Annotated in this window: 12 protein-coding genes; 11 read left to right on the top strand and 1 reads right to left on the bottom strand. The window is 73.2% G+C overall.

Translation table 11 applies throughout. The features are described 5' to 3' along the window. The first annotated feature begins 17 nt into the window (after positions 1 to 17). The 8 genes from ACWDXC_RS19300 (at position 18) to ACWDXC_RS19265 (ending at position 9066) form a co-directional block, all read left to right on the top strand. Complete coding sequence (locus ACWDXC_RS19300) at positions 18 to 1682, top strand: SulP family inorganic anion transporter (RefSeq protein ID WP_449984774.1); 1665 nt, start codon at positions 18 to 20, stop codon at positions 1680 to 1682. Positions 1683 to 1721: 39 nt separating this feature from the next. After that, the gene (locus ACWDXC_RS19295; protein ID WP_449983598.1) at positions 1722 to 2972 is read left to right on the top strand and encodes a 6-phospho-beta-glucosidase; all 1251 of its coding nucleotides are present in this window, start codon (positions 1722 to 1724) and stop codon (positions 2970 to 2972) included. Beyond that, complete coding sequence (locus ACWDXC_RS19290; protein ID WP_449983595.1) at positions 2966 to 3922, top strand: N-acetylglucosamine kinase; 957 nt, start codon at positions 2966 to 2968, stop codon at positions 3920 to 3922. Before ACWDXC_RS19295 ends, ACWDXC_RS19290 begins: the two co-directional genes overlap by 7 nt. A gap of 90 nt (positions 3923 to 4012) precedes the next feature. Next, entirely contained in the window at positions 4013 to 5440 is a 1428-nt protein-coding gene (ngcE, locus tag ACWDXC_RS19285; RefSeq protein ID WP_449983592.1) for an N-acetylglucosamine/diacetylchitobiose ABC transporter substrate-binding protein, read from the top strand. Positions 5441 to 5443: 3 nt separating this feature from the next. Beyond that, positions 5444 to 6325 (top strand): carbohydrate ABC transporter permease, encoded by an 882-nt coding sequence (locus tag ACWDXC_RS19280; protein ID WP_364183438.1) that lies wholly within the window; start codon positions 5444 to 5446, stop codon positions 6323 to 6325. A gap of 1 nt (position 6326) precedes the next feature. Next, on the top strand, positions 6327 to 7163 hold the full coding sequence (locus tag ACWDXC_RS19275) for a carbohydrate ABC transporter permease (RefSeq protein WP_449983588.1): 837 nt from the start codon (positions 6327 to 6329) through the stop codon (positions 7161 to 7163). 2 nt (positions 7164 to 7165) lie between these two features. Further along, a complete protein-coding gene (locus ACWDXC_RS19270; RefSeq protein WP_219518093.1) occupies positions 7166 to 8302 on the top strand; it encodes an ROK family transcriptional regulator in 1137 nt (378 codons plus the stop codon). 11 nt (positions 8303 to 8313) lie between these two features. Then, positions 8314 to 9066: a PIG-L deacetylase family protein gene (locus ACWDXC_RS19265; RefSeq protein WP_449983584.1), complete on the top strand. Its 753-nt coding sequence runs from the start codon at positions 8314 to 8316 to the stop codon at positions 9064 to 9066. A gap of 57 nt (positions 9067 to 9123) precedes the next feature. Here ACWDXC_RS19265 and ACWDXC_RS19260 read toward each other — a convergent pair whose 3' ends face one another. Further along, a complete protein-coding gene (locus tag ACWDXC_RS19260; RefSeq protein WP_449983581.1) occupies positions 9124 to 9558 on the bottom strand; it encodes a tautomerase family protein in 435 nt (144 codons plus the stop codon). A gap of 83 nt (positions 9559 to 9641) precedes the next feature. Between ACWDXC_RS19260 and ACWDXC_RS19255 the strand changes: the two genes are divergently transcribed. From ACWDXC_RS19255 to ACWDXC_RS19245, 3 genes are all read left to right on the top strand, one after another. Beyond that, positions 9642 to 10151, top strand: a complete 510-nt coding sequence (locus tag ACWDXC_RS19255; RefSeq protein ID WP_219518087.1) for a winged helix-turn-helix transcriptional regulator — start codon at positions 9642 to 9644, stop codon at positions 10149 to 10151. 36 nt (positions 10152 to 10187) lie between these two features. Continuing rightward, entirely contained in the window at positions 10188 to 10313 is a 126-nt protein-coding gene (locus ACWDXC_RS19250) for a hypothetical protein (protein ID WP_449983578.1), read from the top strand. Between the two features lie 69 nt (positions 10314 to 10382). Then, positions 10383 to 12077: a tetratricopeptide repeat protein gene (locus ACWDXC_RS19245; protein ID WP_449983575.1), complete on the top strand. Its 1695-nt coding sequence runs from the start codon at positions 10383 to 10385 to the stop codon at positions 12075 to 12077. Positions 12078 to 12143: the final 66 nt, after the last annotated feature.

Below are 12143 nucleotides of genomic sequence, written 5' to 3'. Positions count from 1 at the left end.
GCGCCGACCTGGCGGCGATGGGCCGGCATCCGCGCCGCGACCTGGTGGCGGGGCTGACCGTGGCCGTCGTGGCGCTGCCGCTGGCGCTCGGCTTCGGCATCTCCAGCGGGCTCGGCGCCGAGGCCGGGCTGGTCACCGCGGTGGTGGCCGGGGCGCTGGCCGCGCTGTTCGGCGGGTCGGCGTTGCAGGTGTCGGGCCCGACCGGGGCCATGACGGTCGTGCTGGTGCCGATCATGCACGCGCACGGCGCCTCCGGTGTGCTGACCGTCGGCGTGCTGGCTGGACTGCTGCTCGTCGGCCTGGCCCTGGCGCGGGCCGGACGCTACATGGCGCTGGTGCCCGCCCCGGTGGTGGAGGGCTTCACGCTGGGCATCGCCTGCGTGATCGGCCTGCAGCAGGTGCCGGCCGCGCTCGGCGTGCCCGTGCCCGAAGGCGACAAGGTGCTGGTCGTGGCCTGGCGGGCCGTGCTCGGCTTCCTCGACCGGCCGGACTGGGCGGCGCTCGCGATGGCCGTCGCGGTGGCCGCGCTGATGCTGGCCGGGGCGCGCCGATGGCCGGCCGTGCCGTTCTCGCTGCTGGCCGTCGCCGCCGCCACCCTTCTCGCCGAGCTGGCCGGGCTGCCGGTGACCCGCATCGACGCGCTGCCCGCCGGGCTGGGCGCCCCCTCGCTGGGCTTCCTGGACCTGGCCGCGCTGGGGTCACTGATCGCCCCGGCCGTCGCGGTCGCCGCCCTGGCCGCGCTGGAGTCGCTGCTGTCGGCCGCCGTCGCCGACGGCATGAGCGTCAACCACCGGCACGACCCCGACCGGGAGCTGTTCGGACAGGGCCTGGCCAACCTGGTGGCGCCGATGTTCGGCGGCGTCCCGGCCACCGGCGCGATCGCCCGCACCGCGGTCAACGTGCGTTCCGGCGCCTCCTCCCGGCTGGCCGCGCTCGCCCACGCCGCGATCCTCTGCCTGATCGTGTACGCCGCCGCCGGGCTGGTCGCGCGCATCCCGCTGGCCGCGCTGGCCGGAGTCCTGCTGGCCACCGCCGTGCGCATGGTGGAGGTCGGCTCGATCAGGGCGATGGCCCGCTCCACCCGCGCCGACGCCGCCGTGCTGGCCCTGACGGCGGTCGCGACCCTCGTCCTGGACCTGGTCGCCGCCGTCATCCTCGGCCTCGTCGTGGCGGGGGCGCTCGCGCTGCGCGCCATCGCCCGCGACGTCCGCCTGGAGGCGATGCCGCTGCGGCCCGACCTCGCCGGCGATCACAGCGACGAGGAGCACGCGCTGCTGGCCGAGCACATCGTCGCCTACCGGCTGGACGGGCCGCTGTTCTTCGCCGCCGCCCACCGTTTCCTGCTCGAACTGTCCGAGGTCGCCGACGTCTCGGTGATCATCCTGCGCATGTCGCGGGTCACCACCGTCGACGCCAGCGGCGTGCTCGTCCTCGGCGACGCCATCGACCGGCTGGAGAGACGCGGCATCACGGTGTACGTCTCCGGCATCCGCGACGGGCACCACCAGGCGCTGCACGCCCTCGGCGTGATCGCCCGTCTGGACGCCGCCGGGCAGGTGTTCGCCACCACCCCGGAGGCCATCGCCGCCGCCCGGCGCCTCCTCCACCGCGACGGCATCCTTCCTCCGGATGACGGCGCCGGGGCCCGGCCGCATAGGGCTTTTCCCGAAAGCGTCAGCTAAGGTCCCGGGTTAGGAAAGTTTCCTAACTAGGGAGTTCGCATGAAACTCGCCGTGATCGGGGGCGGCTCGACCTACACCCCCGAGCTCATCGACGGCTTCGCGCGGCTGCGCGACGAGCTGCCGCTGACCGAGATCGCGCTGGTGGACCCGGACGCCTCCAGGCTCGGGCTGGTGGCGGGGATGGCGCGGCGGATGCTGGCGCACTCCGGGCACCCGGCGCGGGTGGTCGCGACGGCCGAGGTGGCCGAGGGCGTCGCCGGGGCCGACGCGGTGCTGTTCCAGCTCCGGGTGGGCGGCCAGGCCGCGCGGAACGTCGACGAGACGCTGCCGTTGCAGTGTGGCTGCGTCGGCCAGGAGACCACCGGCGCGGGCGGCCTGGCCAAGGCGCTGCGGACGGTGCCGGTCGTCCTGGACCTCGCCGAGCAGGTACGCGCGCACGCCCCCGACGCCTGGATCGTCGACTTCACCAACCCCGTCGGGATCGTCACCCGGGCCCTGCTCGACGCCGGGCACCGGGCGATCGGGCTGTGCAACGTGGCCATCGGCTTCCAGCGCCGCTTCGCCAGGCACCTGGGCGTCGAGCCCGACCGGGTGCAGCTCGGGCACGTCGGGCTCAACCACCTGACCTGGGAGCGCTCGGTCCTCGTGGACGGGGTGGACGTGCTGCCCGGGCTGCTGGCCGAGCACGGGCAGGAGATCGCCGACGACATCGGGCTGCCCGTGGAGCTGCTGCGCCGCCTCCGCAGCGTGCCGTCGTACTACCTGCGCTACTTCTACGCCCACGACCTGGTCGTGGAGGAGCAGCGGGCCAAGCCGTCGCGGGCGGCCGAGGTCGCGGCGATGGAGGAGGAGCTGCTCAAGCTGTACGCCGACCCGTCGGTGAACACCAAGCCGGAGCTGCTCGGCAAGCGCGGCGGCGCGTTCTACTCCGAGGCGGCCGTCGCGCTGATCGCCTCCCTGCTCGGCGACCGGGGCGACACCCAGGTCGTCAACGTGCGCAACGGCGACACCCTGCCCTTCCTCGGCCCGGACGCCGTGATCGAGGTCCCGGCCAGGATCACCGCCTCCGGCGCGGAACCGCTGCCCGTCGCCCCGCTGGAGCCGCTGTACGCGGGTCTGGTCGCGCACGTGTCCGCGTACGAGCAGCTGGCCCTGGACGCGGCGCTGCACGGCGGCGCGGACCGGGTGCGTGACGCGCTGCTCGCCCACCCGCTGATCGGCCAGGAGCACCTGTCGGCCGAGCTGACCGAGCTGCTGCTGGAGGCGAACGGCGGGTACCTGTCGTGGTGATCATCGCGGTCGACGGCGGCAACAGCAAGACGGACGTCGTGGTGCTCGACCCGGGCGGGACGGTGCTGGCCAGAGGGTCGGCCGGGGCGTTCCTGCCGCAGAGCCTGGGCGTGGCGGCGGCCGTGGACGTCGTGGAGGAGGCGATCCGGCAGGCGCTGGGCCCGGACGCGGCCCCGCCGTACGCGGACCTGCTGACCGCCTACCTGGCGGGGGCGGACCTGCCGGTCGAGGAGGAGGCGCTGGCGGCCGAGTTCCGCGCGCGCGGGACGGCGGGCGAGGTCGTCGTCGCCAACGACAGCTTCGCGCTGCTGCGCTCGGGCGCGTCCGGGCCGAGCGGCGTCGCGGTGGTGTGCGGCGCCGGCATCAACGCGGTGGGCGTGTCGCCGGCGGGCGAGGTCGCGCGCTTCCCGTCGCTGGGCAAGCTCAGCGGCGACTGGGGAGGCGGCGGCGGCCTGTCCGAGGAGGCGCTGTGGCACGCCGTCCGGGGCGAGGACGGCCGGGGCGCGCCGACCGCGCTGACCCCGGCGATCGCCGCGCACTTCGGCACGCGGACGGTCGAGGAGGCGGTGATCGGCCTGCACGTCGGGCGGATCCCCGCCGAACGGCTCACGCGGTTCGCGCCGGCCGTGTTCGAGGCGGCCGAGGCGGGGGACGGGATCGCGCTCGGCCTGGTGACCCGGCTGGCCGACGAGGTCGTGGTCATGGCGGAGGTGTGCCTGCGCCGCCTCGGGCTGCTGCGGACGCCGACCGAGGTGGTGCTCGGCGGGGGAGTGCTGCGCGCGCGGATCCCGCTGCTGTCGAGGATGCTCGACGAGCGGTTCGGGGAGCGGGCGCCGCTGGCCGAACAGGTGATCCCGCGGCAGCCGCCGATCGTCGGCGCGGCGCTGAACGCGCTGGACCGCGTGGGCGCTGGAGAGGCCGCCGAGGCGCGGCTGCGGGCGTCCTTCTGACGGATGGTTGACGTGCCCGAGGGCGTGAACCTATAGTCAGCCGCTAACCGTCTGGAAAGTATCCGGACGGTTAGCGGTAAGGAGCCACCCATGTCCACGACCCCCAGCCGACGTGAGGTTCTTCGACGGATCGGACTCACCGCCCTCGCGGCGGGCCCCGGCGCCGGGCTGCTCAGCGCGTGCGCCACCAGCCGATCCGCCGGTCCCGTCGCGGCGTCCTCGGCCGCGCCCACGTCGGCGGCCAACCCCCTCGGGGTGGACGCGGCCAGGCCGCTCGAAGTGGTGATCTTCAGCGGCGGCAACGGCGACGGATACGCCACCGAGCTGCACGAGGCCCTCTACAGCAAGGCGTACCCCAAGGCCAAGATCAACCACGTGCCGACGCAGAAGGTCGGCACCCAGCTCCGCCCCCGGTTCATCAGCGGCGACGCGCCCGATGTGGTCAACAACTCCGGCCCCGAGGCGCTCGACCTGCAGTCGCTGGTCGCCGAGGGGCACCTGGCCGACCTGACGCCGCTGTTCGAGGCGCCCTCGCTCGCCGACCCGGCCAAGAAGGTCCGCGACACGCTCGTCGGCGGGGTGTACGAGAACTCCCTGATCGACGGCGTGCCCCGGGTGCTGCAGTACACGGTCGCCCACCGCGCGCTCTGGTACAACGCCAAGCTGTTCGACAAGCGCGGCTGGCAGGTGCCCCGGACCTGGGCGGAGTTCAACGCCCTGGGGGAGGAGGCGAAGAAGGCCGGGATCGCGCTGTTCGCCTACCCGGGCCAGGTCGGCCCCTTCTACCAGCTGTGGAACCTCGTCTACAGCGCCGCCAAGATCGGCGGCAACAAGGTGATCATCGACATCGACAACCTGGCCGACGGCGCCTGGCAGGCCGAGCCCGTCCGACAGGCGGTCGCCGCCTGGGCCCAGGTCCAGCGCGACTTCGGCGACAAGGCGTACTTCGGCCTCGACCACACCCAGACGCAGGTCAAGCACCTGAAGGACGAGGTGCTGTTCTACCCGTGCGGCTCCTGGCTGGAGAACGAGATGGCCAAGGACCGGCCCGAGTCGTTCGAGTACGCGATCGCGCCGGTGCCCAGCATCACCGCCGCCGACGCCATGCCGTACGAGGCCATCATGGTCGGCGTGAGCGAGGCGTTCTTCGTGGCCGCCAAGGGTGCGAACCCGCAGGGCGGCCTGGAGTACCTGCGCATGATGCTGTCGCGGGAGGGCGCGCGCGGCTACACCGAGATGACCAAGAACCTCACCGTCGTCAACGGCGTCGTCGACGGCCTGGAACTGACCTCGGCGGTGCGCAGCGCGGCCAAGGCCCAGGAGGCGGCCGGCACGGACATCATCACCGACATCCGCTTCGAGGGCTGGTACAAGGAGCTGTTCGACCACGGCCAGGTCCAGACGAACTCGGTGATGTCCGGGCGCATCACGCCCGAGGAGTTCTGCGCGAACATGCAGAAGAAGGCCGACGCGCTCAAGGCCGACTCGGCGATCGCCAAGCAGTCCAGGAGCGTCTGAGCCGTGCGGCGGCACGGCTTCGTCGCGGGCTTCCTCCTCCTGCCCGTGGCGCTCTACCTGGTCTTCGTGATCAGCCCGTACGCGCAGGCGTTCCAGATTGCGCTGACCGACTGGCGCGGGGTGTCGGCGAACCTGAACTTCGTCGGGCTGGACAACTTCGAGCGGATGTTCGGCGACGACACCTTCTGGCAGGCCATCCGCAACCACGCGGTGCTCCTGGTCACGCTGCCGGTGCTGACGATCGCGCTGGGCCTGGCCTTCGCCTACCTGCTCAGCGACTCGGCGGGCACGCCCGGGTCGCGGGTCTACCGAGTGATCTTCTTCCTGCCGCAGGTGCTGGCGGTGGCCGTGGTCGGCGTGCTGTTCAAGGCCGTCTACCGGCCGGACGCCAGCGGCGTGATCAACGGCGGGCTGGCCAGGCTCGGGATCGAGCCGGTCGGCTGGCTGACGGACCAGAACCTGGCGCTGTGGTCGATCATCGCGGTGATGGTGTGGCAGGCGGTCGGGTTCTACGTGGTGCTGTTCTCGGCCGGCATGGCGGCCATCCCCCGCGAGGTGTTCGAGGCGGCCGCGCTGGACGGCGCGGGGCGGCTGCGCACGTTCTTCTCCATCACGCTGCCGCTGGTGTGGGACACCGTCCAGGTCGCCTGGGTCTACCTGGGGATCGCCGCGTTCGACGCCTTCGCGCTGGTCAACGTGCTGTCGATGGAGCAGGGCGGGCCGGACGGGGCGACGAGCGTGCTGGCCACCGAGATCTACAAGAACGCCTTCGGCTACTCGCGGTTCGGGTACGCCTCGGCGCTGGGTGTGGCGCTGTTCTTCCTGACGCTCACGTTCGCCGCGCTGACGATGCGGGTCACCCGCCGCGAAAAGGTCGTGTACTGAAATGTTGCGAAAAATCCGCATCCACCAGGTCGGCATCCAGCTCGTCCTGGCGCTCTGGGCGCTGCTCATCGTCGCCCCGCTGCTGTGGACCCTGCTGGCCTCGTTCAAGAGCAACGCCGAGATCTTCGGCGACGCCCTGCAACTGCCGGGCCAGCTGCGCTGGGACAACTGGGCGCGAGCCTGGGAACGTGCCAACGTCGGCCGCTACCTGCTCAACACCGTCATCGTGGTCTTCTTCGGCGTGGCCGGCACCATGCTGCTCAGCTCCATGGCCGCCTACGTGCTGGCGCGCTACCGCTTCCCCGGCAACCGGCTGGTGTACTACCTGTTCGTCTCCGGCATGGCCTTCCCCGTCTTCCTGGCGCTGGTCCCGCTGTTCTTCGTGGTCGACGGGCTCGGGCTGCTCAACACGCACCTCGGCCTGGTCCTGGTGTACGTCGCGTACTCGCTGCCGTTCACCGTGTTCTTCCTGACGTCGTTCTTCCGGGCGCTGCCGGACGCGGTCGCGGAGGCGGCCATGATCGACGGCGCCTCCCACACGCGCACGTTCTTCCAGGTGATGCTGCCCATGGCCAAGCCCGCCCTGGTCAGCCTGACCATCTTCAACGTGCTCGGCCAGTGGAACCAGTATCTGATCCCGCTGGTGCTGCTGCCGGGGGACAAGGACCTGTGGGTCATCACCCAGGGCATCGCCGACATCTCAACCATCGCCGGCTACGAAGCCGACTGGCCCGGGCTGTTCGCGGCGCTGAGCATGACCGTGCTCCCCGTGGTGCTGATCTATATCGTCTTCCAGCGACACATCCAGTCCGGGCTGACATCAGGAGCGCTGAAGTAGGCATGTCCACGGGAAACCCCACCGTCTTCCGCACACTCAACGAACGCACCGCGCTCACCCTGCTCCTGGAGCACGGCGCGCTGACCCGCGCCGAACTGGAGACGCACACCGGCCTGTCGAAGGCGTCGGCCGCCGAGGTGCTGCGCAGGCTGGAGAACAGCGGGCTGGCCAGGAAGGCCGGCCACAAGCCGGGCAACGCCGGGCCCGCCGCGCAGATGTGGGCGCTGGACGGCTCGGCCGCCCGGGTGGCGGGCGTCGACCTCACGACGCGGTCGATCGAGGTGTCCGTCGCCGACCTGACCGGCCGCGTGCTGGGCGGTCACCGCACCGAGGCGACCGGCGACGCGCGGCTGCTGCTGGAGGAGACGCTGGCCGCGGCCGGCTTCCGGCTGGACGAGCTCGACCAGGTCGTGGTGGGGGTCCCGGGCATCGTCGAGGCCGAGGGGCGGCGGCTGCGCCAGGCCGTCCAGCTCGCCGGCTGGACCGGGCTCGACGACCTGCCCGGCCACGTGCGCCTGGAGAACGACGTCAACCTCGTCGCCATCCGCGAGCAGCAGGAGCACCAGGACGACAGCTTCGTGCTGTTCTGGGTGGGCGCCGGCGTCGGCGCCGGGGCGGTGCTGGACGGCACCGTATGGCGCGGCGTCACCGGGCGCGGCGGCGAGGTCGGCTCCGTCATCGTGCCCGACCCGGTCAGCAAGGGCCGCGTCTACGGCCACGACGGCGGCCCGCTGGGCGCGCTGCTCGGCGCCGAACCGCTGGCCGCGCTCGCCGCCGCGCACGGCGTGACGGCCGAGCCGACCCTCGACGGCGCCGGCCGGGCGCTGCGCGAGGCCGATCCGCGGTTCCTGTCCGACGTGGCCGCCCGGGTCGCGCTCGGCGTGAGCGCCGCCATCGGCGTGCTCGACCCCGGCCTGGTGGTGCTGGCCGGCCCGCTGTGCATCGCGGGCGGCGAACCGCTCCGGGCCCTGGTCGCCGGCCGCCTGGCCGAGACCCCCCTGGTGCCCGTCACCGTCGCGCTGAGCGCCGTCGACGGCAACGCCGTCCTCGACGGCGCGCTGTGCTACGCCCTGGACCTGACCCGCGAGCGGGTCTTCCAAGCCGGTACGGCAGGCCGTACCGGCGAATCCCATCCCTAAGGAAAACGCTGATGTTGAGAACCCTCGTGATCGCCGCTCACCCCGACGAGCCCGAGATCTACGCGGGCGGCACCGCCGCGCTGCTGGCACGGGCCGGGCACGCGGTGAAGTTCCTGACGCTCACCAACGGTGACGCCGGGCACCACGAGATGGAACGCGGCCCGCTGGCCCGCCGCCGCGCGGAGGAGGCGTTCCGGGCGGCCGACGCGCTCGGCGTGATCGACTACGAGATCTTCCACGACGTGCACGACGGCATGCTGGAGCCGAGCCTGGAGATGCGGCTGCGCGTGCTGGCGCAGGTGCGCGGCTGGCGGCCGGACCTGGTGATCGCCCTGCACGCCGACGGGAGCGGCCATCCGGACAACCGGGCGGCCGGGCTGCTGGCCGAGCAGGCCGTCGAGTTCGCGATGACGCGCAACCTGGAGGTGGGCAAGCCGCCCCTGACGCGGATGCCGGTGTGCCTGCTGATGACCGACTACGCCTCGGCCCCGGTGCACCGGGCGGACGTGGTGGTGGACGTGGCCCCGGTGCTGACGGCCAAGCTGGACGCGTGCCTGGCCCACGCCTCGCAGTTCCTGGAGTTCGCGCCGTGGCAGCGGGGCTTCCTCGACAAGGCGCCGGAGCGGGGTGACGCCGAGGCGGGTTGGGCGTTCGTCCGCGAGCACTGGGCGGAGTTCGTCGGCCCGGAGACCTTCCAGCTCGCCGGCTACGGCAGGCAGGCCGGCCAGGACGAGATCACGCGCCTCCTCGCGGGCGAGCGCTGACCCCACCGGCTGCGACGACGGCGGCCGGGCGGTCCGGGCCCGGCCGCCTCCGGCCGGTTAGCCGCGGGTGACCAGGGCCGCGATGTTCTCCAGGCGGACGATCTCCCCGCCCGCGCCCCAGTTGCCCTCGGGGATCTCGTTGATGTGCACCCAGGCGGAGGTGGCCCGGCCGAACCGCTCCGGCTCCGGGTCGGCGTCCGCCAGCACCCGCGTGACGCGCTGGACGATGTCGAGGCGCTTGTCGTCGGTGAGCGAGCCGGCCGGGACGCCCACGCGCACCACGTAGCGCGGCTTCTCCCCGGCGGGCAGCTCGCGCCCGCCGATGAACCAGGCGTCGACCTCGTTCACCACGAGCCACGAGATGGACCGGGCGACCTCGTTGTCGGGGGCGCCCTCGGCGATCATCACCTCGGACACCAGCCGCCCTCCGATATTCTCGCGGCGCTCCTGGTCGAGCGAGCCCTTGGGGACGAACAGCTCCACGAACGGCATGGGTAAGTCCTTTCATTGAACTCTCTGTCGCCCGCAATGTAACGGCAGTGAGTTCAATCAAGCAACCCACTATGCTGGGGGGCATGCAACGGACCAGCTTCGCGGAGATGCACTGCTCGATCGGGCAGTCCCTGGAACGGGTCGGCGAATGGTGGACGCCGCTGATCCTGCGGGACATCCACCTCGGCCTGCACCGGTTCGACGACATCGCCGAGAACCTCGGCGTCTCGCGCAACCTGCTCACCCGGCGGCTGGAGGCCCTGATCGCCGACGGCATCGTGGAGCGCCGCGCCTACCAGGAGCGCCCGCCGCGCCACGCCTACCACCTCACCGAGGCCGGGCGCGAGCTCGTGCCCGTGCTGATGGCGCTCATGGCCTGGGGCGACAAGTGGGCGACCCCGGCGGGCGGCCCGCCGGTGCTGCTGGAGCACGACGCGTGCGGCGCCCGGTTCACCCCCCGGGTCTGCTGCTCGGAGTGCGGGCAGCCGGTGACGGCCACCGACGTGACGGCCCTGCCGGGCCCGGGCGCCGCCTCCGGCCCCGGCACCCGGGTGCTGGCCCGCCGCAGCGGCCTCGCGCCGGAAGAATCCTGACCCCCAAGATCTTCATATTTCGGGATCTCCATGCTTATGCTCTGGGCAGTCCCGGAAGTGATCAACCTGGAGGCGCTCGTGAAGAAGATGACCATTCGCCGGAAGAGTGACCTTCGCCTGCTGGCCGGCGCCCGCCGGATCTGGTTCGAGTGGTGCTGGTAGCAGCCACCCCGGCGGGCGTCCCCGGGCGCCCGCCCCTGCCCGGACCGGCCTAGGGAGATCAGCACACCGGTGAGCACGGAGCCGCACCGCTACGACTGCCATCGCGCTCACGGGCCGTACGCCGGAGTCGCGCGGTTCCTCGCCCGGATCGCGGGGGAGCGTCCCAAACTCGCCGCGCGGCACGAGGTCGAGCTGCACGCGATCGCCCCGTGGCTCGACCGCGCCGCCCGCCCGGCGGCGGAGGAGCCGATCCGGTTTCACCCCGCCCGCCGCACCGCCTTCCTGGCGTACGGGGCGGCCGAGCTCGTGGCGGCCTGGGCCGGCGCCCTCCGGCAGCCGGTCACCGTACGCTTCGACCACGTGGCCGCCGCCGACGAGACCACCGCCGAGCTCCTGGCCGCGCTGGCCCGCAGGGACGTCCCGGCGCTGCGCCTGGACCTGCGCGACGGCGGCGACCCGCCACCCGTCACGGACCCGGCGCCGGACGCGTTGCGCACCGCCCTGGGCGACAGCCTGGCGCGCGGCTTCTACCACCACGCGGCGCGCGTCGCCCGGCGCGGCCGTGAGCTCGTGACCCCGGGGGACGACCTGCGGCACTGGTGGTCGTTCACCACCGGCCTGGCCACCGCGCTGGCCGCCCTGGACCGGGCCGCCGAGGCCTTGGAGCTCTACGACGAGGCCCGGGCGGCGACCGGCGACACCAGGATCCTCATGTCGGCCGCGTACTCCACGGCCATGCTCCACGCCCGGCACCTGCCCGGCGCCGCCCAGGACCCGCAGCGGGCACTCCACTGGCTGGAGCGGGCGCTGAGCCTCGCCGCGACCCTGGACGACCCGCGCGAGCGGGTCGTCTCCACCGTCTTCTACGAGCAGGGCGTGGCGCTCCTGCACGCCAAGACCGGCGAGCCCGCCCGCGCGCTGCGCCTGGTCGACGACGGCCTGGCCAGGCTGTCGGCCGTGCTCGCCCCCGGCGAGCTGCCGCAGCACACGGCCCGGCTGCTGCACAACCGGGCCCAGGTGCACCTCGCCCTGCGCGACCCGGCCCGCGCCCTGGCCGACCTCGACACCGTGATCGAGCAGGACCCCGGCAACTGCGAGTACTACGCCGACCGGGCCGCCCTGCACCGCGCCGCCGGCCGCGCCCGGGCCGCGATCAAGGACTACGACGCCGCCATCCGCCTCGGCCCGCACCTGCCGGAGGCGTACTACAACCGGGCCGTGCTCGAACAGGAACGCGGCCGCCTCGACCGGGCGCGCGACGACCTCCAGCGGGCGCTCGCCGTCGCCCCCGGCCACCTCGACGCCCGGATCGCCCTGGTCAACCTCCAGCTGGAGACCGGCCTGCTGGACGCGGCCGAGGAGGGCGCGCGCGCCGGGCTGGAGCTGGCCCCGCACGAGCCCGCGCTGCTGTGCACGCTCGGGCTGATCCGCTCGGAGCGCGGCAGCCACGACGAGGCCGACGCACTGCTCACCCGCGCCCTGGACGGCGACCCGGACCTCGTCGAAGCCTGGACGGACCGGGCGGCCGTCCGCTTCGAACGCGGGGACGCGGCGGCCGCCGTGGCCGACCTGGACCGGGCCGTGGCGCTGTCGGCGGCGCCGGTGCCGCGCTACAACCGGGGCATGGCGCTCATGCGGCTCGGCCGCTGGGACGAGGCCGCCCGCGACTTCACCGACGCGCTCGCCCAGCCGGGGCTGGACCGCGGGCTGCGCGGCGACCTGCGGGCGGAGCTGGCCCGCTGCCGCCGCGAGGCGGCCCGCTGACCGCCCCTGGACACTCTTGACGAAACCGTTGACATGATCGGTTCCCTCGGAGAACATCCAGGGAGA

It is taken from the genome of Nonomuraea sp. NPDC003214, from assembly GCF_053590035.1.
This window is presented reverse-complemented; position numbering and strand designations above follow the sequence as displayed.

Bases quoted from the DNA above. Each gene is read 5' to 3' on its own strand.
- ACWDXC_RS19300 (WP_449984774.1), top strand. From the start codon at position 18: ATGGGCCGGCATCCGCGCCGCGACCTGGTGGCGGGGCTGACCGTGGCC.
- ACWDXC_RS19295 (WP_449983598.1), top strand. From the start codon at position 1,722: ATGAAACTCGCCGTGATCGGGGGCGGCTCGACCTACACCCCCGAGCTC.
- ngcE (WP_449983592.1), top strand. From the start codon at position 4,013: ATGTCCACGACCCCCAGCCGACGTGAGGTTCTTCGACGGATCGGACTC.
- ACWDXC_RS19275 (WP_449983588.1), top strand. From the start codon at position 6,327: ATGTTGCGAAAAATCCGCATCCACCAGGTCGGCATCCAGCTCGTCCTG.
- ACWDXC_RS19270 (WP_219518093.1), top strand. From the start codon at position 7,166: ATGTCCACGGGAAACCCCACCGTCTTCCGCACACTCAACGAACGCACC.
- ACWDXC_RS19265 (WP_449983584.1), top strand. From the start codon at position 8,314: ATGTTGAGAACCCTCGTGATCGCCGCTCACCCCGACGAGCCCGAGATC.
- ACWDXC_RS19260 (WP_449983581.1), bottom strand. From the start codon at position 9,558: ATGCCGTTCGTGGAGCTGTTCGTCCCCAAGGGCTCGCTCGACCAGGAG.
- ACWDXC_RS19255 (WP_219518087.1), top strand. From the start codon at position 9,642: ATGCAACGGACCAGCTTCGCGGAGATGCACTGCTCGATCGGGCAGTCC.
- ACWDXC_RS19250 (WP_449983578.1), top strand. From the start codon at position 10,188: ATGCTCTGGGCAGTCCCGGAAGTGATCAACCTGGAGGCGCTCGTGAAG.